The sequence below is a fragment of the Myroides odoratus genome (assembly GCF_965118575.1).
GTDB lineage: Bacteria > Bacteroidota > Bacteroidia > Flavobacteriales > Flavobacteriaceae > Flavobacterium > Flavobacterium odoratum_B.
The window spans coordinates 28,779-50,952 of the sequence record NZ_CBCPHW010000001.1 but is presented as its reverse complement, the minus strand read 5'-3'; the positions used below and the strand labels follow the sequence as shown (position 1 = coordinate 50,952).

At 34.9% G+C, this 22,174-nt stretch carries 17 protein-coding genes and 2 tRNA genes; 11 read left to right on the top strand and 8 right to left on the bottom strand.

Features of this window, described 5'->3' with window-relative positions:
* The first annotated feature begins 1 nt into the window (after position 1).
* The 8 genes from ACMHJ2_RS00230 (at position 2) to ACMHJ2_RS00195 (ending at position 12,177) form a co-directional block, all read left to right on the top strand.
* Positions 2 to 3,682: a 1-acyl-sn-glycerol-3-phosphate acyltransferase gene (locus ACMHJ2_RS00230; protein WP_413510949.1), complete on the top strand. Its 3,681-nt coding sequence runs from the start codon at positions 2 to 4 to the stop codon at positions 3,680 to 3,682.
* Positions 3,672 to 5,210, top strand: a complete 1,539-nt coding sequence (locus ACMHJ2_RS00225) for a phytoene desaturase family protein (RefSeq protein ID WP_413510948.1) — start codon at positions 3,672 to 3,674, stop codon at positions 5,208 to 5,210. Before ACMHJ2_RS00230 ends, ACMHJ2_RS00225 begins: the two co-directional genes overlap by 11 nt.
* The gene (locus ACMHJ2_RS00220) at positions 5,191 to 6,858 is read left to right on the top strand and encodes a C45 family autoproteolytic acyltransferase/hydolase (RefSeq protein ID WP_413510947.1); all 1,668 of its coding nucleotides are present in this window, start codon (positions 5,191 to 5,193) and stop codon (positions 6,856 to 6,858) included. The genes ACMHJ2_RS00225 and ACMHJ2_RS00220 overlap by 20 nt, the downstream gene beginning before the upstream one ends.
* Positions 6,849 to 8,147 carry a phenylacetate--CoA ligase family protein gene (locus tag ACMHJ2_RS00215; protein ID WP_413510946.1) on the top strand — a complete coding sequence of 433 codons (1,299 nt, stop codon included), beginning with the start codon at positions 6,849 to 6,851 and terminating at the stop codon, positions 8,145 to 8,147. The genes ACMHJ2_RS00220 and ACMHJ2_RS00215 overlap by 10 nt, the downstream gene beginning before the upstream one ends.
* A gap of 100 nt (positions 8,148 to 8,247) precedes the next feature.
* A complete protein-coding gene (gltX, locus tag ACMHJ2_RS00210) occupies positions 8,248 to 9,759 on the top strand; it encodes a glutamate--tRNA ligase (protein WP_413510945.1) in 1,512 nt (503 codons plus the stop codon).
* 96 nt (positions 9,760 to 9,855) lie between these two features.
* Positions 9,856 to 10,365 (top strand): hypothetical protein, encoded by a 510-nt coding sequence (locus ACMHJ2_RS00205; protein ID WP_413510944.1) that lies wholly within the window; start codon positions 9,856 to 9,858, stop codon positions 10,363 to 10,365.
* 79 nt (positions 10,366 to 10,444) lie between these two features.
* On the top strand, positions 10,445 to 11,185 hold the full coding sequence (locus ACMHJ2_RS00200) for a lipocalin family protein (RefSeq protein WP_413510943.1): 741 nt from the start codon (positions 10,445 to 10,447) through the stop codon (positions 11,183 to 11,185).
* 62 nt (positions 11,186 to 11,247) lie between these two features.
* Entirely contained in the window at positions 11,248 to 12,177 is a 930-nt protein-coding gene (locus ACMHJ2_RS00195; RefSeq protein WP_413510942.1) for an SPFH domain-containing protein, read from the top strand.
* A gap of 100 nt (positions 12,178 to 12,277) precedes the next feature.
* On the opposite strand, the gene ACMHJ2_RS00190 is transcribed toward ACMHJ2_RS00195, so the two are convergent.
* The 4 genes from ACMHJ2_RS00190 to ACMHJ2_RS00175 all read right to left on the bottom strand — a co-directional run bounded on the left by ACMHJ2_RS00190 (position 12,278) and on the right by ACMHJ2_RS00175 (position 15,046).
* Entirely contained in the window at positions 12,278 to 12,526 is a 249-nt protein-coding gene (locus tag ACMHJ2_RS00190) for a DUF6327 family protein (RefSeq protein ID WP_413510941.1), read from the bottom strand.
* Positions 12,527 to 12,543: 17 nt separating this feature from the next.
* Positions 12,544 to 12,894 (bottom strand): hypothetical protein, encoded by a 351-nt coding sequence (locus tag ACMHJ2_RS00185; RefSeq protein ID WP_413510940.1) that lies wholly within the window; start codon positions 12,892 to 12,894, stop codon positions 12,544 to 12,546.
* Between the two features lie 21 nt (positions 12,895 to 12,915).
* The gene (locus tag ACMHJ2_RS00180) at positions 12,916 to 13,257 is read right to left on the bottom strand and encodes a YtxH domain-containing protein (RefSeq protein ID WP_413510939.1); all 342 of its coding nucleotides are present in this window, start codon (positions 13,255 to 13,257) and stop codon (positions 12,916 to 12,918) included.
* Positions 13,258 to 13,363: 106 nt separating this feature from the next.
* Positions 13,364 to 15,046, bottom strand: coding sequence for a glutamine--tRNA ligase/YqeY domain fusion protein (locus ACMHJ2_RS00175; protein ID WP_413510938.1), 1,683 nt, complete (start codon positions 15,044 to 15,046; stop codon positions 13,364 to 13,366).
* A 128-nt stretch (positions 15,047 to 15,174) separates the two neighbouring features.
* On the opposite strand from ACMHJ2_RS00175, the gene folB reads away from it, so the two are divergent.
* Both folB and ACMHJ2_RS00165 read left to right on the top strand, forming a co-directional pair.
* On the top strand, positions 15,175 to 15,531 hold the full coding sequence (gene folB / locus ACMHJ2_RS00170) for a dihydroneopterin aldolase (RefSeq protein WP_413510937.1): 357 nt from the start codon (positions 15,175 to 15,177) through the stop codon (positions 15,529 to 15,531).
* 87 nt (positions 15,532 to 15,618) lie between these two features.
* Positions 15,619 to 15,689 (top strand) — tRNA-Cys (locus tag ACMHJ2_RS00165).
* Between the two features lie 332 nt (positions 15,690 to 16,021).
* On the opposite strand, the gene ACMHJ2_RS00160 is transcribed toward ACMHJ2_RS00165, so the two are convergent.
* Positions 16,022 to 16,972: a hypothetical protein gene (locus ACMHJ2_RS00160; RefSeq protein ID WP_413510936.1), complete on the bottom strand. Its 951-nt coding sequence runs from the start codon at positions 16,970 to 16,972 to the stop codon at positions 16,022 to 16,024.
* Between the two features lie 1,168 nt (positions 16,973 to 18,140).
* On the opposite strand from ACMHJ2_RS00160, the gene ACMHJ2_RS00155 reads away from it, so the two are divergent.
* Positions 18,141 to 18,215 (top strand) — tRNA-Pro (locus ACMHJ2_RS00155).
* 110 nt (positions 18,216 to 18,325) lie between these two features.
* On the opposite strand, the gene ACMHJ2_RS00150 is transcribed toward ACMHJ2_RS00155, so the two are convergent.
* From ACMHJ2_RS00150 to rnr, 3 genes are all read right to left on the bottom strand, one after another.
* On the bottom strand, positions 18,326 to 19,012 hold the full coding sequence (locus tag ACMHJ2_RS00150; protein WP_413510935.1) for a LysE family translocator: 687 nt from the start codon (positions 19,010 to 19,012) through the stop codon (positions 18,326 to 18,328).
* A 108-nt stretch (positions 19,013 to 19,120) separates the two neighbouring features.
* Complete coding sequence (locus ACMHJ2_RS00145) at positions 19,121 to 19,789, bottom strand: head GIN domain-containing protein (RefSeq protein ID WP_413510934.1); 669 nt, start codon at positions 19,787 to 19,789, stop codon at positions 19,121 to 19,123.
* 1 nt (position 19,790) lies between these two features.
* A complete protein-coding gene (gene rnr / locus ACMHJ2_RS00140; RefSeq protein WP_413510933.1) occupies positions 19,791 to 21,968 on the bottom strand; it encodes a ribonuclease R in 2,178 nt (725 codons plus the stop codon).
* Positions 21,969 to 22,174 lie beyond the last annotated feature (206 nt).

The following is a 22,174-nucleotide window of genomic DNA, read 5'->3' as shown; positions in this document are numbered from 1 at the left end:
AATGGCAAATTGGTTTTATAAAATCTATCAATGGGGAGAGAAAAATAGAATTTTATTCTTTTTTTTCATTGTATTATTTATTGGCTGTACTGCTATTGGCGCATGGAAAATTAAGTTTGAAGAAGATATTACTCGCATCTTGCCAAAGAGTGAAAAATCCAACCGAACTGCAAAAGTGTTGGGACAATTGCGCTTTTCAGATAAGATAGCGGTTATCATTGAAAAACACCAAGCAGGTACAACCGATGATATGGTTGAGCTTGCCTCCACGTTTTTAGATACCCTAGCAAACAAAAAAGAATATGTGAAAAATATTCAAGGCAAAATTGAAGAGGAGAATATTAATGAAACAATTGATTTTGTATATGCGCATTTACCCCTGTTTTTAGATGAAAATGACTATAAAGACTTAGATCAGAAAATACAGTTAGATAGTGTTGCACAAACGGTTGAAGGGAATTATAAAACGCTCGTTTCACCAACGAGTTTAGTAGCCAAACAATTCATTCAAAAAGACCCTTTTGGCATCGGATTTATTGCCCTTAAAAAATTGCAGAAGCTCAATATTGGTGATGGATTTCAATTAATTGATGGCTTTTTATTCAATAAAGAGGAAGATAAACTTTTCTTATTTATTGATCCAGTATATGGCGGAAGTGATACAGCTCATAATACCGCTTTCATAGCCTATTTAAACGGAGTAAAAGAAGATTTAAATAGAGAACATACAGACAAAGTAACTCTAGATTATTTTGGAGCTTCGTTTGTTGCTGTTGCCAATGCTACCCAAATTAAAAGTGATATACAAACTACTGTAGTCTATTCTGTAGCCGTTTTAATGCTCTTGTTAATCACTTTTTACAGAAGAATAACAATTCCATTGATCTTGTTTATTCCGACCGTTATAAGCGCCTTATTAGCCTTGTGTGTGTTGTTTTTTATAAGCAATGCTATTTCGGCAATATCGTTGAGTATTGGCGCTATTTTGATTGGAATTACCATTGATTATGCCCTGCATATCATGACCCATTATAAACATTGTAATGATGTCGAGCTCCTCTATCGAGAAATAACAAATCCAATCATGATGAGTGCTTCTACAACAGCTATAGCCTTTTTGTGCTTGGTATTTGTACATTCGGAAGCCTTGAGAGATTTAGGTGTTTTTGCTTCAATTACCGTATTAGGTGCAGGGATTTTTTCTCTTTTGTTGATTCCACATCTGTATAAACCTTCCCAAAAAGAGATGCTCAATCATTCAAATTCTGTTTTGGATCGAATTGCGCGTTTTCCCTTTGATAAGAATAAAACGCTCTTAATCCTATGTGTAGTAATTATAGCCATAAGCTTCGTTACTTTTCAAAAGGTGAAGTTTAATAGCGATTTGTCGTCCTTAAATTATTTTCCAGAGGAATTAAAACAAGCAGAGAAAAAATTGGAATCAACCGTAGATAGCGGTGCTAAATCACTTTATTTAACCTGTTTTGGAGAGGATTTAGAGCAAGTTGTTGAGCAGAATGTCCACTTAGCTAAAAGACTAGAACAAGCGCAGCAAAAAGGCGATATTCTTCATTATAGCTCCTTAGGAGATTTTGTTTTATCGAAGAAACAACAACAAGAAAAAATTGCCCGTTGGGAAGCGTTTTGGCACAAAAAAAACAAAGCTAGTTTTAGTGCAAAACTACTAGAAGAAGGAGCTAAATGGGGCTTCAATGAAAAAGCCTATCAACCCTTTTTTAGTATATTAAACCAACCCTTTGAACCTATAAGCATTGAGGAATATGCAAAATTTAATCCTCAAATTATCGATGAATTTCTAATCGAAAAAGAAGGCCATTATACCCTGAGTACAATCGTAAAACTACCAGAAGAAAATAGACAAGCTTTCCTTGAACAATTTGCCCCTTCGGATCATTTTATTGTCATCGATAGAAAGGAGATGAATGAAACATTCTTGGGTAATATAGTAAGCGATTTCAATGATCTGGTCAATTATTCCTTTTTAGCCGTTTTTCTAATTCTTTGGTTGTGCTTTAAGCGAATAGAATTGACAATCGTTAGTATGATTCCCATTACGATTACGGGGTTTATTACAGCTGGACTTATGGGTTTATTTAATATTGAATTTAATATTTTTAGTACGATTGTCTGTACCATTATCTTTGGACAAGGCGTTGATTTTACTATTTTTATAACCAATGGTTTACAAAAAGAATATACAACCGGTCGAGAAAGTACATCAACCTATAGAGCATCGATTATTTTAGCTGTACTGACCACATTATTAGCCGTAGGAACTTTGGTATTTGCAAAGCATCCAGCATTGAAATCCATTTCCTTAGTATCTATTATTGGAATGAGTGTAGCTGCTCTTAATGCTTTCGTAATCTATCCAAGGATATTTAAAATATGTTTTGTAAACAGACAACAAAAAGGAAACTCACCAATTACTTTGCGCCTTTTATTGCATAGCATGGTGTCTTTTATCTACTTTGGGCTATTTGGTTTTTTGTATTCTTTGTTTTCAAAAGTTTTTTTACTCCTAGCACCAGGCAAAGAAAGAACTAAATTGCGCATCTTCAGTAAAGGAATGCATTGGTATATGACATCTGTATTATATCTAAACCCTTTTGTGCGCAAAAAAGTTAGGAACCCATACGGAGAAACCTTCGAAAAACCCGCCGTTATCATTGCCAATCATACCTCATTCTTAGATTCTTTAGTCATGGGGATGGTCTATCCGAATGTCTCTTACTTAGTTAATGACTGGGTTTATAAATCCCCTGTTTTTGGTAAAGCAATTCAATCCGCAGGTTTTTATCGCGTTTCTGAAGGAGTAGATAATAGTATTGATCACCTCCAGAAAAAAGTAGATTTAGGCTTTTCTTTGATGGTTTTTCCAGAAGGAACTCGATCCCATTCAAATAGCGTCCAACGTTTTCACAAAGGCGCTTTTTTCTTGGCGGAAGCACTGAATTTAGACGTGATTCCCGTTTATATTCACGGTAATTCAGAAACAATCCCTAAAGGGGATTATATCATCTATGATGGACATATAATTGCTACTATTGGCCAGCGAATTAAAAAAGAAGACTTAACTTTTGGACATTCATACTCTGAACGAGCAAAAGCAACGAGTAAGTATTTTAAAGCGGAATTTGAAAAAATTAGAACAGAGTTAGAAGATGTAGACTACTTTAAAAAGAAATTATTTTTAGCGTATTTATATAAATTCCCCTATGTAGTAAAAGAAGTAAAAACAGATTATAAACACAATAGAATCCTATATTTTGAAGTCAATAAGCATTTGGGAATTGATGAAACCATCTTCCATATCGCAGATGATTATGGGCAATTAAATACCTTACTAACTTTAAGACAAAGTAAGCGAAAAATATACGGATATGTAGAAGACATAGAGCGTAGAGATATTGCGAATAACCTGTATATTGTAAAAAGGCGAAAAATTAAGTATGTAGAGGCATTGGAGCCACAAAAAAAGGGAGATACACTCTTAGTCAGTCGCGCTAATTTTAGTTTGACTGAAGCTTGTAAAATGGCATACAATAAAATTGTAGTGGTGAAGAAATTGGAAGTTCTACTTGAAGAGTATGAAGGATTTAGCAAAACGTATGAAGATAACTATGTAGTAGTTTGGAATAAAAATGAGAATGGAAAATAAATATGATGTAGTTATTATTGGAAGTGGAATCGGAGGACTTGCTTCTGCGGTAATTCTTGCCAAAGAAGGGAAGAAAGTCTGCGTATTGGAAAAAAACAACCAATACGGAGGAAATTTACAAACTTTTTCAAGAGACAAATCTATTTTTGATACCGGCGTACACTATATCGGAGGATTAGCAAAAGATCAAAATTTATACAAGTATTTTTCGTTCTTGGGTATCATGGATAAGCTAAAGTTGAAACAATTGGATTTGGAGGGCTATGATTGTATTTCATTTGGAGATGAAATGATTCAATATCCGCATGGCCAAGGCTATGATAACTTTGTTCAGCAATTATTAGTTTATTTTCCAACAGAAGAAGATGCCTTGCGCCAATACGTGAGTAAGATTCAAGCAATATGTGATAGTTTTCCCATGTATAATCTGGAACAAGGTAAAGGATACGATGATCAAATCGTATCCTATAAATTGAGTGACTTTTTGGATGAGATTACAACCAATGAGCGCTTAAAAGCCGTGTTGATGGGCTCTAATTTCTTATACGTAGCTAGTAAAGAAAAAACACCCTTATATGTACATGCTTTAACGGTTAATTCTTACATTCAAAGTGCTTGGCGTTGTATAAATGGCGGAAGCCAGATTAGCAAATTATTGATTGCTGAATTGAAAAAATACAACGGAGAAATTTATAAAAACACAGAAGTTGTCAGTTTCGAATTTGATGGCGAAAAAATTAGTTCTTGTAAAACCAAAGAAGGCAAAGAAATTAGAGGAGAACAATTCATCTCCAATATCAACCTGAAACAAACCATTCGAATGGTGGGAACGCAACATTTTTCTAAGCCATTTGTTAAGCGAATTATGAGTTTAGAAGAAGTTACCTCTGTATTTTCACTCTATATTGTGTTTAAAAAAGACCAATTTCCTTACTATAATAACAATATTTACCATTACAATAGCTTAGAGGATGTTTGGGATACCAATGGAAAATGTAGCGCGAGTTGGCCGAATTTAGTTGTTGCTTCAATGAATGCTAATAGCACAGAACAGCATTATGCCGATAGTATGACGGCAATGACATATATGGATTTTTCTGAAGTTGAACCCTGGGAAGAAACTTACAATGTGTCAACCATAAAAAACATAAAACAACGCAATCAAACCTATGAACAATTTAAGCTTGAGAAAGCAGAATTGCTAATTGAGAAACTAGAAAAAATATACCCAGGAATCCGAAATGCAATTCAAAGCATCTATACCTCAACCCCCCTAACCTACCGCGATTTTATCGGTTCTGAAAAGGGAAATATGTACGGGTTTATTAAAGATGCTAATAGTCCGATGAAAACGTTTATTTCACCCCGATCTAAAATAGGCAATTTGTTTTTTAGTGGTCAAAATGTGAGAATGCACGGTATTATGGGCGTTACTATTGGTGCTTTTGTCACCTGTATGGAAATGATAGACAAAGAAAGTTTAACCCAAAAATTGAATCAGTTTAAAAATGATACAGCGTATACATAGAATTACCTTATTAATTCTACTCGCTGTAGTATTGGCAAATTGTGGAATTAAAAAAGGACTCAAGGATTTCCCACCCCTAGATCAATACGATACAATCGTACCCCAATTAACCTATGATACGGATTCATTAAAAGTAACCACGCAAGCCTATTTATATCAAAATAAGCAAAAACTTTGGGAACTATATGTACAAGGTGATCCCTATCAAATTGGTTTGCAAACAGGCGCTTTAACCCAAAAACTGTATCAACAACAAGAAACTGTTTTTTTTGCTAAAATAGAAGAATTCGTTCCTTCAGCGTTCAAGCAAAGGCTATTAATTAAGATGCTCAAGTTTTACAACAGGCACTTATACCGTTATATTCCAGAAGAATTTAAAACCGAAATTTACGGGCTATCCCAATACGCGACCAATCGCTTTGAATATTTAGGAGATGGCTATCATCGAAACCTTTATTTACATGGAGCACATGATATTGGACATGCTTTTCAAGACTTGGCCTTGGTAGGTTGTTCTTCCCTTGCGGTATGGGGTGAACATACAGAAGATGGCGGTTTACTGATTGGGCGTAATTTTGATTTTTATGCAGGGGATGAATTTGCCGAAAACAAAATTATTGCCTTTGTTAAACCCGATAAGGGGCATGCTTTTATGTCGGTTACTTGGGGTGGAATGACAGGTGTTGTTTCGGGGATGAATCAAGAAGGACTTACCGTAACCTTAAATGCTGGAAAATCGGCCATTCCCTTAAAAGCAAAAACCCCTATTTCTATTGTGGCGCGTGAAATTTTACAATATGCTTCCACCTTGGATGAAGCCATTGCTATTGCAAAAAAGAAAGAAGTTTTTGTTTCAGAATCAATTTTAGTAGGAAGTGCAAAAGATAAAAAAGCAATCCTTATCGAAATAGCACCCAAGAATTTTGGCGTCTATGCTATGCCCAATGTATCTAGTGTTATTTGTTCGAATCACTTTCAAAGTGAAGCCTTTTCAAAGGACAAACGCAATACACGGCAAATTCAAGAAAGTCATTCCCAGTATCGCTGGGATAAAATACAGGAAATCGTAGAGGAAGAACAACAATTGTCTCCACTGAAAATGGCCCAGTTACTCCGAAATACAGAAGGAATACAACACAAAGCCTTGGGCTATGGCAATGAGAAAGCCTTGAATCAACTTTTGGCGCACCACGCTATTATTTTTCAACCCGAAAAGCGCTTAGTTTGGGTATCTTCTAATCCCTATCAACTGGGTGAATTTGTGGCCTATGATCTGAATGCCGTTTTTTCGAATACCTTTGAACAAGTACAAACCTATGCCATAGATAGCCTAACCATTGCCAAAGACCCTTTTATTGATACAAAAGAATATGCCGATTACGAGCAATTTAGAATTGAAAATCGCAGCATTGAACACAAAATAAAAGCAAAAGAAACGATAGAGGCAGATGAAATAAACGCCTATCAACAATTAAATGCAGACTATTGGTTGGTGTATTATCGCACAGGAGAATACTATTACAATCGCAAAGAATATCAAAAAGCCAAACAAGCATTTGAACAGGCTTTGACAAAAGAAGTTACAACTGCAAATGCACGAAAAGAAATAAAGAAATACCTCAAAAAAATAGATAGAAAATGGAACTAAATTCGTCAGTAACGAATCAATCAGTTGATGAGATAAAACATTTTCAGGAGCAGAAACTCCAAGAAGTTTTACGGTATGTAGAACAGTATTCTCCTTTTTACAAGGACGTATTTAAAAAAAATAAGATAGACCTTTCAACGATTCGGAGCTTGGAAGATTTAGCCTTATTGCCTTTAATTACAAAAGATGATTTACAACAGTATAATGAAGATTTCTTTTGCGTAGATAAAACGGAAATCATTGATTATGCAACCACATCGGGCACTTTAGGAGATCCTGTTACCTTTGGATTAACAGATAAAGATTTAGATCGATTAGCGTTTAATGAAGCAACTTCATTTGCTACGGTAGGGGTTCAAAAAGGGGATGTCGTTCAACTGATGACTACGATTGACCGTCGTTTCATGGCGGGATTAGCTTATTTCTTAGGATTGAGAAAGCTGGGAGCAGGTGTAATTCGCGTAGGCGCAGGAATACCTCAACTGCAATGGGATTCTATTCTCAAGTATCAACCCAAATACTTAATTGGTGTTCCTTCTTTTGTATTAAAATTAATCGATTACGCTGAAAAAGTGGGAATTGATTATAAAAATTCTAGCGTTCAAGGCGTAATCTGTATTGGAGAAGCGTTGCGCACGGCCGATTTACAACCTAGTATCTTAGCGAATCGAATTAGAGAGAAATGGCCATTGGAGTTATTTTCAACCTATGCCTCAACCGAAATGGGAGCCGCTTTTACAGAATGCCAATATCATCAAGGCGGACATGTGATTCCGGAATTGATTATTACCGAGCTTGTAGATGATGCAAATCAACCCGTTAAAGATGGGGAATTGGGAGAATTAGTCATCACCACTTTGGAAGTTGAAGGAGTACCCTTGATTCGATTCAAAACGGGCGATATGGTCAGAAAGCATACGACACCTTGTGCTTGTGGAAGAAACACCTATCGATTAGGTCCTGTAGAAGGACGAAAAAAACACATGATTAAATACAAAGGGACGACGTTTTATCCCCCGGCAATTCACGATATTTTAAACGCCTTTAAAGCGATTCAGATGCACGTAGTGGAAGTGCAAACCAATGATATCGGAACAGATGAAATTGTCATTCGAATCGTTAGTGCAGATACATCTACAGACTTCATGAAACACATTAAAGATACTTTTCGCGCTAAATTGAGAGTAACACCTCAGGTTGTGTTCGAGAAAGCAGAAGTATTGCAACCGATTGTGTTCAATGCATTAAGCAGAAAACCGATCACTTTTATTGATAAACGAGTATCATAAAATAAAAAAGAACAGTTTAAATTTTAAAGATCATTTAAAGAATTTACAACTTTATAAAAAGTATAGTTGTAGTATCTTTGTAAAAATATAACGAATCAAAATGGCTAATCAAGTTCGCGTGCGTTTCGCACCTAGTCCAACAGGACCTTTACACATTGGTGGTGTTAGAACAGCATTGTTTAATTATTTATTTGCTAAACAAAATAAAGGTGTTTTTTACCTAAGAATTGAAGACACAGATCAAAATCGATTTGTTCCAGGAGCAGAAGCTTATATTTTGGAAGCCTTGGAATGGTTGGGTATTTCTCCAGACGAAACGATAGGGAAAAATGAAAAGTTTGGCCCTTATAGACAAAGTGAGCGCAAAGAATTATATAAACAATATGCAGACCAGTTAATCGAAACAGGTTGGGCCTATTATGCCTTTGATACGGCAGAAGAATTAGATGAATTGCGCAAACAAACAGAAGAAGCGGGACAAACTTTTATTTATAATCACAGCATTAGAGAGCAACTTAAAACCTCTTTGAAGCTTGATAAGCAAGAAGTACAACAGTTGTTGGATGCGAATGTACCTTATGTTATACGCTTTAAAACTCCAGTAGATGAAACCCTATTTTTAACGGATATGATTCGCGGGGATATTAAGTTTGAAACGAATTTATTAGACGATAAAGTATTGTTTAAAAGTGATGGAATGCCAACGTATCACTTAGCTAATATTGTCGATGACCATTTAATGGAAACCTCCCATGTTATTCGTGGAGAAGAATGGTTGCCTTCTCTCCCCTTGCATGAATTATTATACAAAGCATTTGGCTGGGAAGCCCCAAAATTTGCGCATTTACCTCTAATCCTAAAACCAGTTGGAAATGGTAAATTGTCTAAACGCGATGGAGATAAATTGGGATTCCCTGTATTTCCTTTGGATTGGCAAGACCCAATTTCGGGCGAAAAATCATCCGGATACCGCGAAAAAGGCTTCTATCCAGAAACAGTACTTAACTTTTTGGCCTTATTAGGATGGAATGACGGTACGGATCAAGAAATATTTTCTTTGGAAGAATTGGTTGCAAAATTTGATTTAGGACGCGTTCATAAGGCTGGAGCGAAGTTTGATCCAGAAAAGAACAAATGGTTCAATCAGCACTATTTAAAACAGCAAAAAAATGCTGATTTAGCACAAGCTTTTCAAGCAATCTTACTAGAAAAGGGAATTCAGGCAGAAGATGTCTATGTAGAACAAGTAGTTGCTTTAATTAAAGAGCGTGCAACCTTTGTTTCGGATTTCTTTGAATTGAGTGATTTCTTTTTTCAAGCTCCAAGCGAATATGATCCAAAAGCCTTGAAAAACTGGAAGGATGATACGGCCGAAGTGATGCAACAAGTAGTACAAGTAATTGACAGAATCAATTCTTTTGAGGCTACTACTCTTGAAAAGGAGGTAAAAGATTGGATCAATGAACAAGAAATAGGAATGGGAAAAGTAATGCAACCCTTACGCGTCTGTATCGTAGGTGCACTCAAAGGACCTGATTTATTTCAAATTATTGAGTTAATTGGCAAGGAAGAAACGATAAAGAGAATCAAACAAGCGATTGCAACACTATAAAACAGAAGAGAGCTATTTTGGCTCTCTTTTTTTGTCTTAATAAATTAGCTTATTTTCCTAAAATAAGCTGTAATTTTAAGAATAAATAAAAATAGAATGAAAAGCGTACTACTTATTTTAGGGATGGTTGTTTTTCTATTCGTTTCCTGTGCTAATGACCAAGACAATACAGGAGAACGAGCAGAAAAAGAATGGAATAATTTTATCCAAAAGCATTTGATTGGCGAGTGGAAACCTGAATCGATAACCATTAAACCAGTACTAGGAGCGCCAGTCATTGAAAAATCTTATGCGAGTATGAACGCAACAGAGGATAAGGTTGTGCTGAATATCGATTATACAGGATATTTTAAGACTAGCCTAGATGCGGAGCAACCGAAGACCATCCACTTCAAATGGTATCCTAAACTAGATGAACTTGGCATTATCGGGAATGATGAGGTAGAATTCAAGGGGATTATACTGCATAAATCAGCACAAGAATTAGTAGTAGCCTTACCCTTACAAGACGTTTTACCGTATTTAAAACCGTATATACAAGAATTAAATCATCTGAATGCAGTTGAAATAGAAGCTTTAGTTGTAAATTTTAGATTTGTTAAATAAACACTTTTTTTAGTTAATTTATTTTTAAATAAAGGAGATATTAAGTTGTATCTTTGATTGTTAACTAAAAAAGGAGATTATGAAAAAAATACTTTTAGCTTTTGGGCTAATGACACTTGTACTTACTGGAACTGTTGCTTGTAGTAGTGATGATAATAACAGTGAGCAACACCAACAAACACTTGTATTGGCGTCTACTATTGGAACAACCGTTCCGCTAAACGAAGAAGTTGCCTTTGTCGTTTCTGTAGGTACAGAAGTAATAGAGGGTACTCAAATTTATGTAAACGGAAAACAAGGAAAGAATCCGTTTAAGTTTACGGAAAAAGGAGAGTATAAAGTTATCGCTAAAAAAGGCGGGTACAAGGACAGTAATGAGCTTACAATCACCGTACTTGAATCTATGGTAGCTGATAACCCAATACAAGGTACATGGATTCCAGCTCATGTGAATGTTAGTTTACCTGTAGGCGAGCCGATCAACATGCCTTATCCGAATAAAGAAAACTGCGAGACTGATACCTTAGTATTTGATGATGGATATTCGGTTAAGTTCAATTTCCACGATGCTAGTTGTGCCGTTTCAACAACAGGATCAACTTGGGCATTCGATGCAACAGCAAACGTATTAAATTTTACTTTATTTGATCAAGAAATGAAGGTAAACGTTACCTCACTGACTGCTGATAAATTAGTAATTAAAGCAAAAGGAGATCAATTTGCTGCTTTAATTCCGATTTTAGTTCCAGATTTAGCCAGTAGTTTGCCTCCAGCAATGCTTGCACTAATAGAAGTAGAATTACAATTTAATAGACAATAAAAAAAAACTCCATAAAATGGAGTTTTTTTTGTATTTTAATATATTAATAAATAAATGATATTATGTATTTAATTTTCCTCGTTCCCTTATTAATTATCTTATTTTTAAGCTTCTTTACGGTTAAACAACAATCCTCAGCAATTGTTGAGCGCTTTGGTAAATTCAAGAGTATTAGGCATTCCGGATTACAACTAAAAATACCTATTGTAGATCGAATTTCTGGTATTGTAAATTTAAAAATTCAACAGCTAGATGTGATGATTGAAACCAAAACGAAAGATAACGTTTTCGTTAAGTTGAAAGTTTCGGTTCAATTTAAAGTAATTGCCGATCGGGTGTACGATGCTTTTTATAAGTTAGAATACCCGCATGATCAAATTACCTCCTATGTATTTGACGTTGTACGTGCCGAAGTGCCTAAATTAATTGTGGATGATGTTTTTGAAAGAAAAGACAATATTGCGGTAGCCGTTAAACGCGAATTAAATGAAGCAATGACTACCTATGGATACGATATCATCAATACCCTGATTACCGATATTGATCCAGATATTCAAGTGAAAAATGCAATGAACCGTATTAATGCTGCCGACCGTGAGAAAGTAGCCGCAGAGTATGAAGCCGAAGCAAGTAAAATTCGAATTGTTGCGAAAGCGAGAGCGGAAGCTGAATCCAAGCGTTTACAAGGACAAGGTATTGCCAATCAACGTCGCGAAATCGCACAAGGACTTGTAGAAAGTGTTGATGTGTTAAACAAAGTGGGAATTAATTCACAAGAAGCTTCTGCTTTAATTGTGGTTACTCAACATTATGATACGCTTCAAGCTATCGGAGCAGATTCAAGATCCAACTTAATCTTATTGCCTAATTCTCCTACTGCAGCTAGCGAGATGCTGACCAATATGATCACTTCTTTTGCTGCAAGTAGCAAAGTAACAGAAATGAACGCTACAGCTCATTCTAAGTCTTCTAAAAAAGAAAACAACGATTAAGTAGTTTGGTTACACAATCAAAAAAATAAAGGCTTAAAAGGTCTATAATGCAAAAAAGCGTTGCTAAATAAATAGCAACGCTTTTTTTATGAGTAAATTTTTATTTTGTAAACTTTTTACGAATAAAATATTTAAGGATTGACGTAATGAATAGCGCTTTAATACCTCCAGAGTTTGTCATCAATGAACCAGCAGAGCCCAAGGCATTCCGAATTAAATTTCCAGGAGCCACCTCTTCTTTCAACTGGTCTACAGCTAGATTAATTTTTTGGTAATGGATTTCCTTCTCTATACGCAAGATTTGTAAATCGTGATTAATCTGCTCAAAGGATGAATAACTCTTTCTCATAGTACTAATATTTAAATCTAATCATTGAAAATAGCTTCTGAAAGCTTTTTAATTAAAGGCCTATCAACAAGATATTTTCGACAAGTAAAGACAATAATGCTGATTAATAAATAAAACAATCCAACATAAAGAAAACCAAGAGATTTACTTTCTACTTGTTCACCTATAGCAATGGCTGCAAATAAAGATAGAAATAAAAGGGACAGGAGTAGAAAAACACCGACTGCAAAAACGGTCATAAATATAATCGCTGTTTTTGCGGTAATCTTTAGCCCCCATAAGCGCACGTAGTCAATACTCGTATTGATATACTGCTCGGAATGCTCTTTTATTTCGTTAATATTGTTTTTTAATTCTTGGAATGCCATGCCTAACTTTTTATAAAAGGATTATTTTTTAGTGCTTTCTGCTAATTCTTTTCCTTGTTTTTTTAATTCCGCTAACTTACTTTCTAAAGCGGAGATTACTTCATCTCTTTTTTTACCAGCAGAATTAATAAAATCTTCAATCCCTTCTTCTAAGTTATTCGATTTTCTTTCCACAACATTTCTAACTTGCTTTTTTAAGTCATCAATCTTGTGTGATAGTTCATCTTTTGACTCATCAAACGATCTTCTGATTTTTTTTCTTGTTTTTCTTCCTTCATCAGGAGCAAATAAAATACCAATCCCTACTCCTATTGCTGCTCCAGCTACTAAAGCTGCTAATGTACTTCCTAAACGATCTGACATAATAATTGTTTTTTATGGTTATCTCATAAAGTTAATAAAAAAAGGCGCTTTTACCCGTTAAAATAACGTTAAAAACACCTTTTTTATATTTTATTGCCAATAAATATTAGTTCTGATCTACCTTAGCCCACGTATCTCGTAGCCCTACAGTCTTATTAAAAACTAAATGTTTAGCTGTACTTTCTTTATCTACACAGAAATATCCCATGCGTTGGAATTGAAATTTATCTCCTTCTTTAGCGTCTTGTAAACTTGGTTCTAAATACCCTTTGACAAGCGTTAAAGAATTGGGATTGATAAATTCTAAAAAGTCTACCTCCTTATTTCCATCGGGATTCTCATTGACAAACAAACGGTCATATACGCGAATCTCTGCTTCGATTGCATGTGGAATAGAAACCCAGTGAATGGTTCCTTTTACCTTGCGTTTGCTAGCCTCTGATCCACTTCCACTTTTGCTATCTGGATCATAGCTTACGTGAATTTCTGTAATATGGCCTGCTTCGTCTTTCACGACATGCTCTCCTTTAATGATATAGGCATTTTTAAGACGCACTTCTTTTCCTAAGGTTAAACGGAAAAATTTGCTGTTCGCTTCTTCTTTAAAGTCCTCTCTTTCGATGTATAACTCTTTTGAAAATGGTACCTTGCGGAAAGTCATCACCTCTTCTTCGGGATTATTCTCTGCTTCTAGCCACTCCTCTTGTCCTTCAGGGTAATTGGTAATAACTAGTTTTACAGGATCTAAGACAGCCATAACACGGGGTGTTATTTTATTTAAATCCTCACGGACGCAGAATTCCAATAAAGAAACATCAATTAAATTATCGCGTTTAGCAATTCCTATCGTATCCGCATAATTGATAATCGATGTAGGGGTATATCCTCTTCTTCTCAAACCAGAAATAGTAGACATCCTCGGATCATCCCATCCCGTTACATGACCTTCAGCAACTAATTTGGCTAATTTTCGCTTACTTACTACCGTATGAGATAGGTTTCTACGAGCAAACTCCCGTTGTTTAGGACGGATGTTTCCTTCTTCTACAACCTGATCTAAAAACCAATCATACAACTCTCTATGAGGTAAAAACTCAAGCGTACAGAAAGAATGAGAAATACTTTCTAAATAGTCACTTTCACCATGTGCCCAGTCATACATCGGGTAAATACACCAATCCTTTTGCGTGCGGTGGTGTGCCTTATTAATAATTCGATACATAATCGGATCGCGCATCAACATATTGGTATGAGCCATGTCAATTTTAGCACGTAAAATATGCGTTCCTTCTGCAAATTCACCCTTTTTCATTCGCTCGAATAAATCGAGGTTTTCCGCTACATTTCTATCTCTATAAATACTATTAACTCCTGCGGTAGTTGGTGTACCTTTTTGTTGAGCCATCTCTTCAGACGTTTGACTATCTATATAAGCCTTTCCGTCTTTGATCATTTGAACAGCCCAATCGTACAATTGTTGGAAATAATCAGAAGCGTAAACTTCATTAGTCCATGTATAACCGAGCCACTCTACATCGTATTTGATTGCGTCAACAAATTCCTGCTCTTCTTTTGAGGGATTCGTATCATCAAAACGCAAGTTTACTGGCGCATTGTACTTTAATCCCAATCCAAAGTTTAAACAAATAGAACTCGCATGACCTACGTGTAAATAACCATTAGGTTCAGGCGGAAAACGGAAATGAAGTTTTTCTGTTGGCAAACCATTTTTTAGATCTTCTTCAATGATTTGTTCAATAAAATTTAATGATTTCTCTTTTGTTGACATGGATATAAATATTATAACTACAAAGGTATCAAAAAACTAAACAAGATGTATGTATTTTACCCCTACAAAAAGGATAATCTAACTAAAAATAGTCGTATTTTTAGCTTTTAAACTAAAAGAACGAGTATATGGGTATTATTAGGTTAAACAATATTAGAACCTTTTCTTTTCATGGCTGCATGCCAGAAGAAGCAAAAATAGGATCAGAGTATCGCGTAGATGTTTCAGCTTCTGGAAATTTTAGAGATGCTGCAGCTTCTGATGACTTGGTATATGCCATTGATTATGTGCAATTAAACCAAATTGTCAAAGAAGAAATGGACAAGCGTTCGAAACTATTAGAAACGGTTGTACATCGTATTATTGATCGAATTTTATTAGAAATACACCTAGTTGAAAAAGTAACCGTGGCAGTTTCAAAAATTAACCCTCCAATTGGCGGAGATGTAGAATACGTAACAGTTGAAATGCAAGGAGTTAGGTAGAATTAGGTACTTGAACAATAAAAAACTCACTAAATTGATTTTTAAATTTAAAAAATAGTAGTAAGTTTGCATCCAATTAAAGGATACGGCATCGTGTCCGAGTGGCTAGGAAGCGGTCTGCAAAACCGTCTACAGCGGTTCGAATCCGCTCGATGCCTCAGAAAAAAGGATAGCGAAAGCTATCCTTTTTTTGTTAACCGTAAACTGGTTACAGTTAACAAAGTACCTATTAGATGAAAAAAAAGTGGCCAGAATTTCTTCCGACCACTACTGGTTTTAAACATTCCTTTTTATTTGTAATTAAATAGATTTGATAGGAAAAGCCTACAATTTTTTATTATGTTTTTTTTGAATAATAATAATAAAAATGATAACTATTATGCATGTTATTAGATATTGAAATATACTAGTATTTGATGATAACAAAGAGTTAGTTAAATAGAGAGTCAAACATGCTAACATTATTGCTACAATTATTATACTATATTTCTTAATTATATTTGTATTCATATAAAACTATTTTTTGAGTATCTATTGTAACTGGGAACATAGGTGAAATTTTGTCATTTACAGGTACGGAATACCATGGCCATAATTCTTCTATTAATGCCATAGCAGAATTACCAGCGCTCATTGATCCAATAACTGTTCCGTATGCGACTTGTCCAGCCGCAGGAGCAGCGTTTAACCACCATGCTGTTACCGCTCCGGCTATTGCTCCAGAAACATCTTTTTTTACAACTTCTCCACCCCATCCTCTATTTGGTGGCCAAGCTTTTATTGTTTTATCGTAAGATGATAATGTTTTTTTATTTTCTTTGGTTCTAAATTTGTCTTTGTTGATGTCAATTACTAAATCAATCCATTTTTTATTATTATCATACCAATACACAATTGAGTGTTTAGCTACTGAACTAGCATGATAAAAGTAATATAAATCTTGATTGTTAAACTGCGAGTCGTAGTATAAGTCATTTTCTAACTTATTGATATCTTTAATAGAAGAATTAGATACAGCTTTTTCTAGTAAAGAAAAATACTTGTCTAACTTTAATAAACTTTTTTCAGAATTCTCAGTTATTTCTTTGTTAGTAAATTCGAAATGGTTTAGATCAATAATTTTTACAAAACTAGGGTTGTTAACCAAGTTTAGTAAAAATTTATCGTACTTGTTTTGATTGAAATATGAAGTATAGAAAACATTTTTTTGATTACTAAGGTCTTCTAGGCTCTTAGTTTCTGTTTTGTTGTCAAACCAATAATCATAAATATTGTCTAAGACTTTATTATGTGATTCTCCAACTGTTTTAAAATCAATCGGTGTAAGTCGAATTTCTTTAGAACTCATTGATTTTGATGATTGATCTGATGTGTTTAAATTGTCAGATGAGCATCCAGCAAAAGCAAAAATAGCAAAAGTGCAAGTGATAATTTTTTTCATTTTTTAGGTAAAAATTAAATTAGTAATAACTACTAATTTATAATTTATTATAAATTTTCACAAATTAACTATTAATTAATACTTAATAAATCACAAATTAACTATATAGTATAATTTGTGATTTATTTAAACAAGGAAGTTTAGCGGACGCTTTAATTTATAACAGTTTTTTTACGATTATCATTTTTTATTTGTGATAAAAAAAATGATATACAAAATCCAAGGGTATAATAAATGTTTTTAGCATACAAAAAGAATACAATTTAGAATATTTAAATACTTTAAAATAGTGATTTTAAATTACTTATAAGGATTTAAATAGACCTCATTTCAGTCACTTTTTAAAAACGCAAATAGCTTATTAGTAGTTATTTACGTTTTTTTATTTATTTGAATTGCACTGCGATTGCACTAGTAGAGGTAGTGGATCAAACGCAAAAGTAGAGGATTGTCTAAAATAGCCTCTTTTTTGGATTCACTTTTCCAGTTCGTATATCACCTTGACAAAGGAGAGGTTATATACTATAAATTCATACTACGAATAACAAAGTTGAATAACCGATGCGATGTTGCACTGCAAACTGGACATACGGAGTGTTGGTGTAAAGTTGGTTCTGATAAAGGGGTAAAAAAGAAACAAAACCTACTTGGATTGACCCAAATAAGGGTCAATTTAATTCTCAAGACTGAGAACAAAAGAGCTCGCTGCGCTCAAACACCTTTTGTTCTTGCAGTCTTTTCGACTAATTGGCACTCCTTGATTGGCTAACGTCCGTTTGACACACGCTGTTACAAGAAGAACTTCTTTTTTGTAAACTGCACATCATCAATTTTGAGGAACAAATACGATGCTTCCTGCATCAGCATACAGGACGGCCGCATATGGCTGAAGTAGGAAATAAGTACATCAAGTCTTCATACTTAGCGTGTCACCCATCAGATGTCCTTGGGGGCAAAAAGGCTCACATCCAAGACTTCACGTTTTATCAATTCCTCCCCAACTTTTGGACTTGATCCGCTAACCGTCCATCGTCCATTGTCAACCTCTTCTCTTTTCTGCTTAATTATTAGCCACTTATAGGTAAAGATAAATTTTATGTAAAAAAAGAGTATTGAATCGTTTGTAAATTGATTTTTTACCGTATATTTGCACTCACGATACCGAAATCGGGGTGTAGCGTAGCCCGGTCATCGCGCCTGGTTTGGGACCAGGAGGTCGCAGGTTCGAATCCTGCCACCCCGACTTAACAGAAAGCTCTAACGAAAGTTAGGGCTTTTTTTATGGAAATTAGTCTTAGAAAAACAGGGTATACAAAAAAAGGAATCACAGCGTGATTCCTTTTTTGAATATTTTTAAGTTGTTGTTTTTCTTTCTAATTTAGGCAGAGGGAATTTTAATTCCTTATCCGACGTTGGGATAAAAGCTTTGGCCATAATCACCAAGCCAAAAATCACCAATAAAACACTGCTTATTTTTTTTACTTTTAAAATGTTTTCGGCCGTTAGTTTTTTTCGCAATTGTTTGGCTAATAGTATTTTAAAAACATCAGTTGCAAAATAAGCTGAAATGGCAAATAAAAAGAAAATAAACATTCTTTCCGTATCCATCTCCATTTTAGGACCTAAAGTGATGATGATAGCCAACCAAAACCCCAAGACACCCACATTGATAAAGTTTAAAAGAAAACCTTTGACAAATAGGTTGAGGTATTCTCTCTTTAAATTAGGGGGTTTGATCTGTAGCGTATGAACTTGTACTTTTTTGAGTTTGACAAAGGAAATAATTCCATACGTAAGCATTAATAGGCCCCCAAATATAAATAAAGCAGGTTCATCTTTAATTGAATTAATCAAGCGAAAACTGCTAAAAAAAGCAATAGTAAAGAACAAGGCATCTGCGAGAATTACACCCATATCAAAAGCAAGAGCCGCTCGAATTCCCCTTGTAATACTCGTTTCAATAAGAATAAAAAATACAGGACCAATCATAAAACTTAGGAAGAACCCTAACGTAACACCTGTAATTAAATCATCTATCATTTATCACAATTAAAAATGCCAATATAGGTTGTATATTGGCACTTATGTTAATTACCTAGGGCAAGGTACATTTTTTTATTGCAAAAGAATAAGAAAAATTAAATTCTTTTACTTCTCTTTCTTAATACTTCCACCCATTACAATTTTTTCATTTACTGTTTTTGGGCTTCCGTAGATAATAATTTCTCCACCAGCACGGGTTTTGGCATCCACTAAGTCAGTAGCATTTACTTTGGCACTACCCCCAGCATTTACCGTTACATCCGTTTGCTTACTGATTAATTTTTGATTGTGAACCGTTCCACCAGCATTGGCTAAAATATCTTGCGTTGCCGTTTTTCCCGTTAAACTTACAGTTCCTCCCGTATAGGCTCTTACCGTTAATTTATCGGCGTCTACTTTCAAGTTAATTTCTCCACCTGTTTTGCCACTAACGAATAAAGAGGTCGCCTTTACTAACTCGCTGCTCTCAATCAATGCCCCTTCTTCTGCAATGATTTCTTCTAAAGCCGTATAGTATAGTTTTACCTTGGTATTACTTCCTTGCAAACTATTCGCCGTATTCATTTTAATTTTCAATTTCCCATTTTTGTTCACGAAGTTTACATCTGCTATATTACTTCCAGAAACTTCCATTTTCGTTTCTGTAGCTGGAATTAAGGTAACGGATATTTTATCAAAGACATTGACCTTCTTAAACTCCCCGATTTCTTTGGTTTCTTGTGCAAATCCTATAGCACTGTAAAAAGCGATAAATAATAAAGCGATTTTTTTCATCTTAGCTTAGTTTTTGTATGTAATTAAAGTCTAAATGTTTTTTAACTAAATCGGCATTTTTAACCGAAACAACAACCGTATCTCCTAATTGAAGTGTATTGTTTGTAGCTTGTCCAATCAAAGCATATTGCTTCTCATCATAAACGTAATAGTCCTCTTTGATTTCACGTATGCGAACCATGCCTTCACATTTATTTTCAATGATCTCAACATAAATACCCCATTCTGTAACCCCAGAAATAACTCCAACAAATCCCTTGTCTTTTTGGTCTTGCATGTATTTAACTTGCATGTATTTGATGCTGTCTCGCTCGGCATTAGCTGCTAAGCTCTCCATAGAAGAGCAGTGTTTACACTTCACTTCATACTCTTCTGCATTCACTGAATTGCCGCCGTGTAAGTAGAACTCCAATAAGCGATGTGCCATTACATCAGGGTAACGACGAATCGGTGAAGTAAAGTGCGAATAGTAATCAAAAGCCAACCCATAATGTCCAATATTTTGGGTTGAATAGCTCGCTTTACTCATGCTTCGGATTGCAAGGGTATCTACTAAGTTCTGCTCTTTTTTTCCTTGTACATTCTTCAATAATTCATTTAGTGATTTTGAAATCGTATCTCTTGATTTAAAATTTAAAGAATGACCAAATCTCGAAATTACCGCCTGTAAACTAAATAGTTTATCTTGATCCGGTTCATCGTGAACACGGTATACAAAGGTTTTCTTTTGTTTACCAATAAATTCAGAGACTTTTTGATTGGCTAAAAGCATAAATTCTTCAATCAAGTGATTGGCATCTTTCGATTCTTTAAAGAAAACACCTACAGGTTCACTTTCACTGTTTAAGTTGAATTTTACCTCAACCTTATCAAACGAAATAGCTCCTGCTTGCATTCTTTTTTGACGTAAAATATGGGCCAGTTGATTTAAGGTCAATACCGCATGTGCTACTTCCTCGCTAATTTCTTGAGCCTCTCCCGTAATAGAAATAGATTCAGGAACCCTACGATATTGTGTTTCAATGATATACTGAGCCTCTTCATACGCCATACGTTGATCAGAATGCGTAACCGTTCGGCCAAACCAAGCGTTTACAATCTCTGCTTTAGGATTCAGTTCAAATACAGCAGAAAAGGTGTATTTATCCTCGTGAGGACGCAGTGAACAAGCAAAATTAGACAATACCTCAGGTAACATTGGAACCGTTCGATCCACTAAATATACCGAAGTTGCTCGATGAAAGGCTTCATCATCTAAAATTGTACCTTCTTGCACATAATGAGAAACGTCAGCAATGTGGATACCAATCTCATAATTGCCATTCTCTAAAGTTTGAAAAGACAACGCATCATCGAAGTCTTTCGCATCTTTAGGGTCAATAGTGAAAGTCAGTATTTCACGCATGTCACGGCGTTTCGCTACTTCCTCCTCTTGGATGGAAGTGTCTATTTTATTTGCAAATTCTTCTACTTCTTTCGGAAATTCACTAGGCAATCCATATTCCGCCAAAATAGCGTGGATCTCTGTATTGTGTTCCCCTTGTTTCCCCAGTACTTTAACGACTTTACCAAAAGGGCTATCTGCGCGCTCTGGCCAATCTTCTAAATCCACTAAAACAACATCTCCGGGTTGAGCACCAAAGAATTTGTCTTTGGGAATAAAAATATCCGTGTACATCTTTGCATCTGCAGTTGTAACAAAAGCAAAGTTTTTCTGAATATCAATAACCCCAACAAACTGGGTACGGTGGCGTTCTAAAATCTCAACCACTTCTGCTTCCGGCTTCTTGCCGCTTCGCTTGTTGTAGATGTATGCTTTTACTAAATCGCCATCTAAGGCCTTGTTAAGGTTGTTGGTAGGAATGAAAACATCCTCCTCCAGTTCCTCACTAACCAAATAAGCGGTTTTTTTACTGGTCATATCAATATGGCCTTCTACGTAATTTGCTTTAGGGACAAAGCGATATTTACCCAATTCCACTTCTTCAATCAGTGTTTTGGAAAGTAAAAATTTTAGTTCTTTAATAATTTCATTTCTGCCTTGTGTATCAATTACTTCTAAATGGGCAGCAAGTTGTTTATAGTTGTAAGATTTTGAAGGACTCTGTCCTAAAAATTTTAAAATCTTATTTGAAAAATCAAATTGTTTTTTCTTTTTATGTCTAATTTTTTTTGCCATTTTTTTTGATTTTTTCCTCGTCTTGAGACGATAGAAACTTGTTTAAATGTACGAAATACTCTTTATTCTACTGAACAAAAGTTTATTTTTTGTGTTATTATTGTGAATTACTTGCGCTAAAAAAGTGTGCTAATCTCCACTATATCAAAGTATAGTTTTTCATTTTTTGAGAAAAAGGCAGCAAGAAGAAGAACTCGAAGTCTAAG

Excerpts from the sequence above, each read along its gene's own strand:
- ACMHJ2_RS00185 (WP_413510940.1), bottom strand. The coding sequence starts at position 12,894 with ATGGCATTCCAAGAATTAAAAAACAATATTAACGAAATAAAAGAGCAT.
- gltX (WP_413510945.1), top strand. The coding sequence starts at position 8,248 with ATGGCTAATCAAGTTCGCGTGCGTTTCGCACCTAGTCCAACAGGACCT.
- ACMHJ2_RS00205 (WP_413510944.1), top strand. The coding sequence starts at position 9,856 with ATGAAAAGCGTACTACTTATTTTAGGGATGGTTGTTTTTCTATTCGTT.
- ACMHJ2_RS00200 (WP_413510943.1), top strand. The coding sequence starts at position 10,445 with ATGAAAAAAATACTTTTAGCTTTTGGGCTAATGACACTTGTACTTACT.
- ACMHJ2_RS00160 (WP_413510936.1), bottom strand. The coding sequence starts at position 16,972 with ATGAAAAAAATTATCACTTGCACTTTTGCTATTTTTGCTTTTGCTGGA.
- ACMHJ2_RS00175 (WP_413510938.1), bottom strand. The coding sequence starts at position 15,046 with ATGTCAACAAAAGAGAAATCATTAAATTTTATTGAACAAATCATTGAA.
- ACMHJ2_RS00225 (WP_413510948.1), top strand. The coding sequence starts at position 3,672 with ATGGAAAATAAATATGATGTAGTTATTATTGGAAGTGGAATCGGAGGA.
- ACMHJ2_RS00230 (WP_413510949.1), top strand. The coding sequence starts at position 2 with ATGGCAAATTGGTTTTATAAAATCTATCAATGGGGAGAGAAAAATAGA.
- ACMHJ2_RS00220 (WP_413510947.1), top strand. The coding sequence starts at position 5,191 with ATGATACAGCGTATACATAGAATTACCTTATTAATTCTACTCGCTGTA.
- folB (WP_413510937.1), top strand. The coding sequence starts at position 15,175 with ATGGGTATTATTAGGTTAAACAATATTAGAACCTTTTCTTTTCATGGC.
- ACMHJ2_RS00215 (WP_413510946.1), top strand. The coding sequence starts at position 6,849 with ATGGAACTAAATTCGTCAGTAACGAATCAATCAGTTGATGAGATAAAA.
- rnr (WP_413510933.1), bottom strand. The coding sequence starts at position 21,968 with ATGGCAAAAAAAATTAGACATAAAAAGAAAAAACAATTTGATTTTTCA.
- ACMHJ2_RS00195 (WP_413510942.1), top strand. The coding sequence starts at position 11,248 with ATGTATTTAATTTTCCTCGTTCCCTTATTAATTATCTTATTTTTAAGC.
- ACMHJ2_RS00180 (WP_413510939.1), bottom strand. The coding sequence starts at position 13,257 with ATGTCAGATCGTTTAGGAAGTACATTAGCAGCTTTAGTAGCTGGAGCA.
- ACMHJ2_RS00190 (WP_413510941.1), bottom strand. The coding sequence starts at position 12,526 with ATGAGAAAGAGTTATTCATCCTTTGAGCAGATTAATCACGATTTACAA.
- ACMHJ2_RS00150 (WP_413510935.1), bottom strand. The coding sequence starts at position 19,012 with ATGATAGATGATTTAATTACAGGTGTTACGTTAGGGTTCTTCCTAAGT.
- ACMHJ2_RS00145 (WP_413510934.1), bottom strand. The coding sequence starts at position 19,789 with ATGAAAAAAATCGCTTTATTATTTATCGCTTTTTACAGTGCTATAGGA.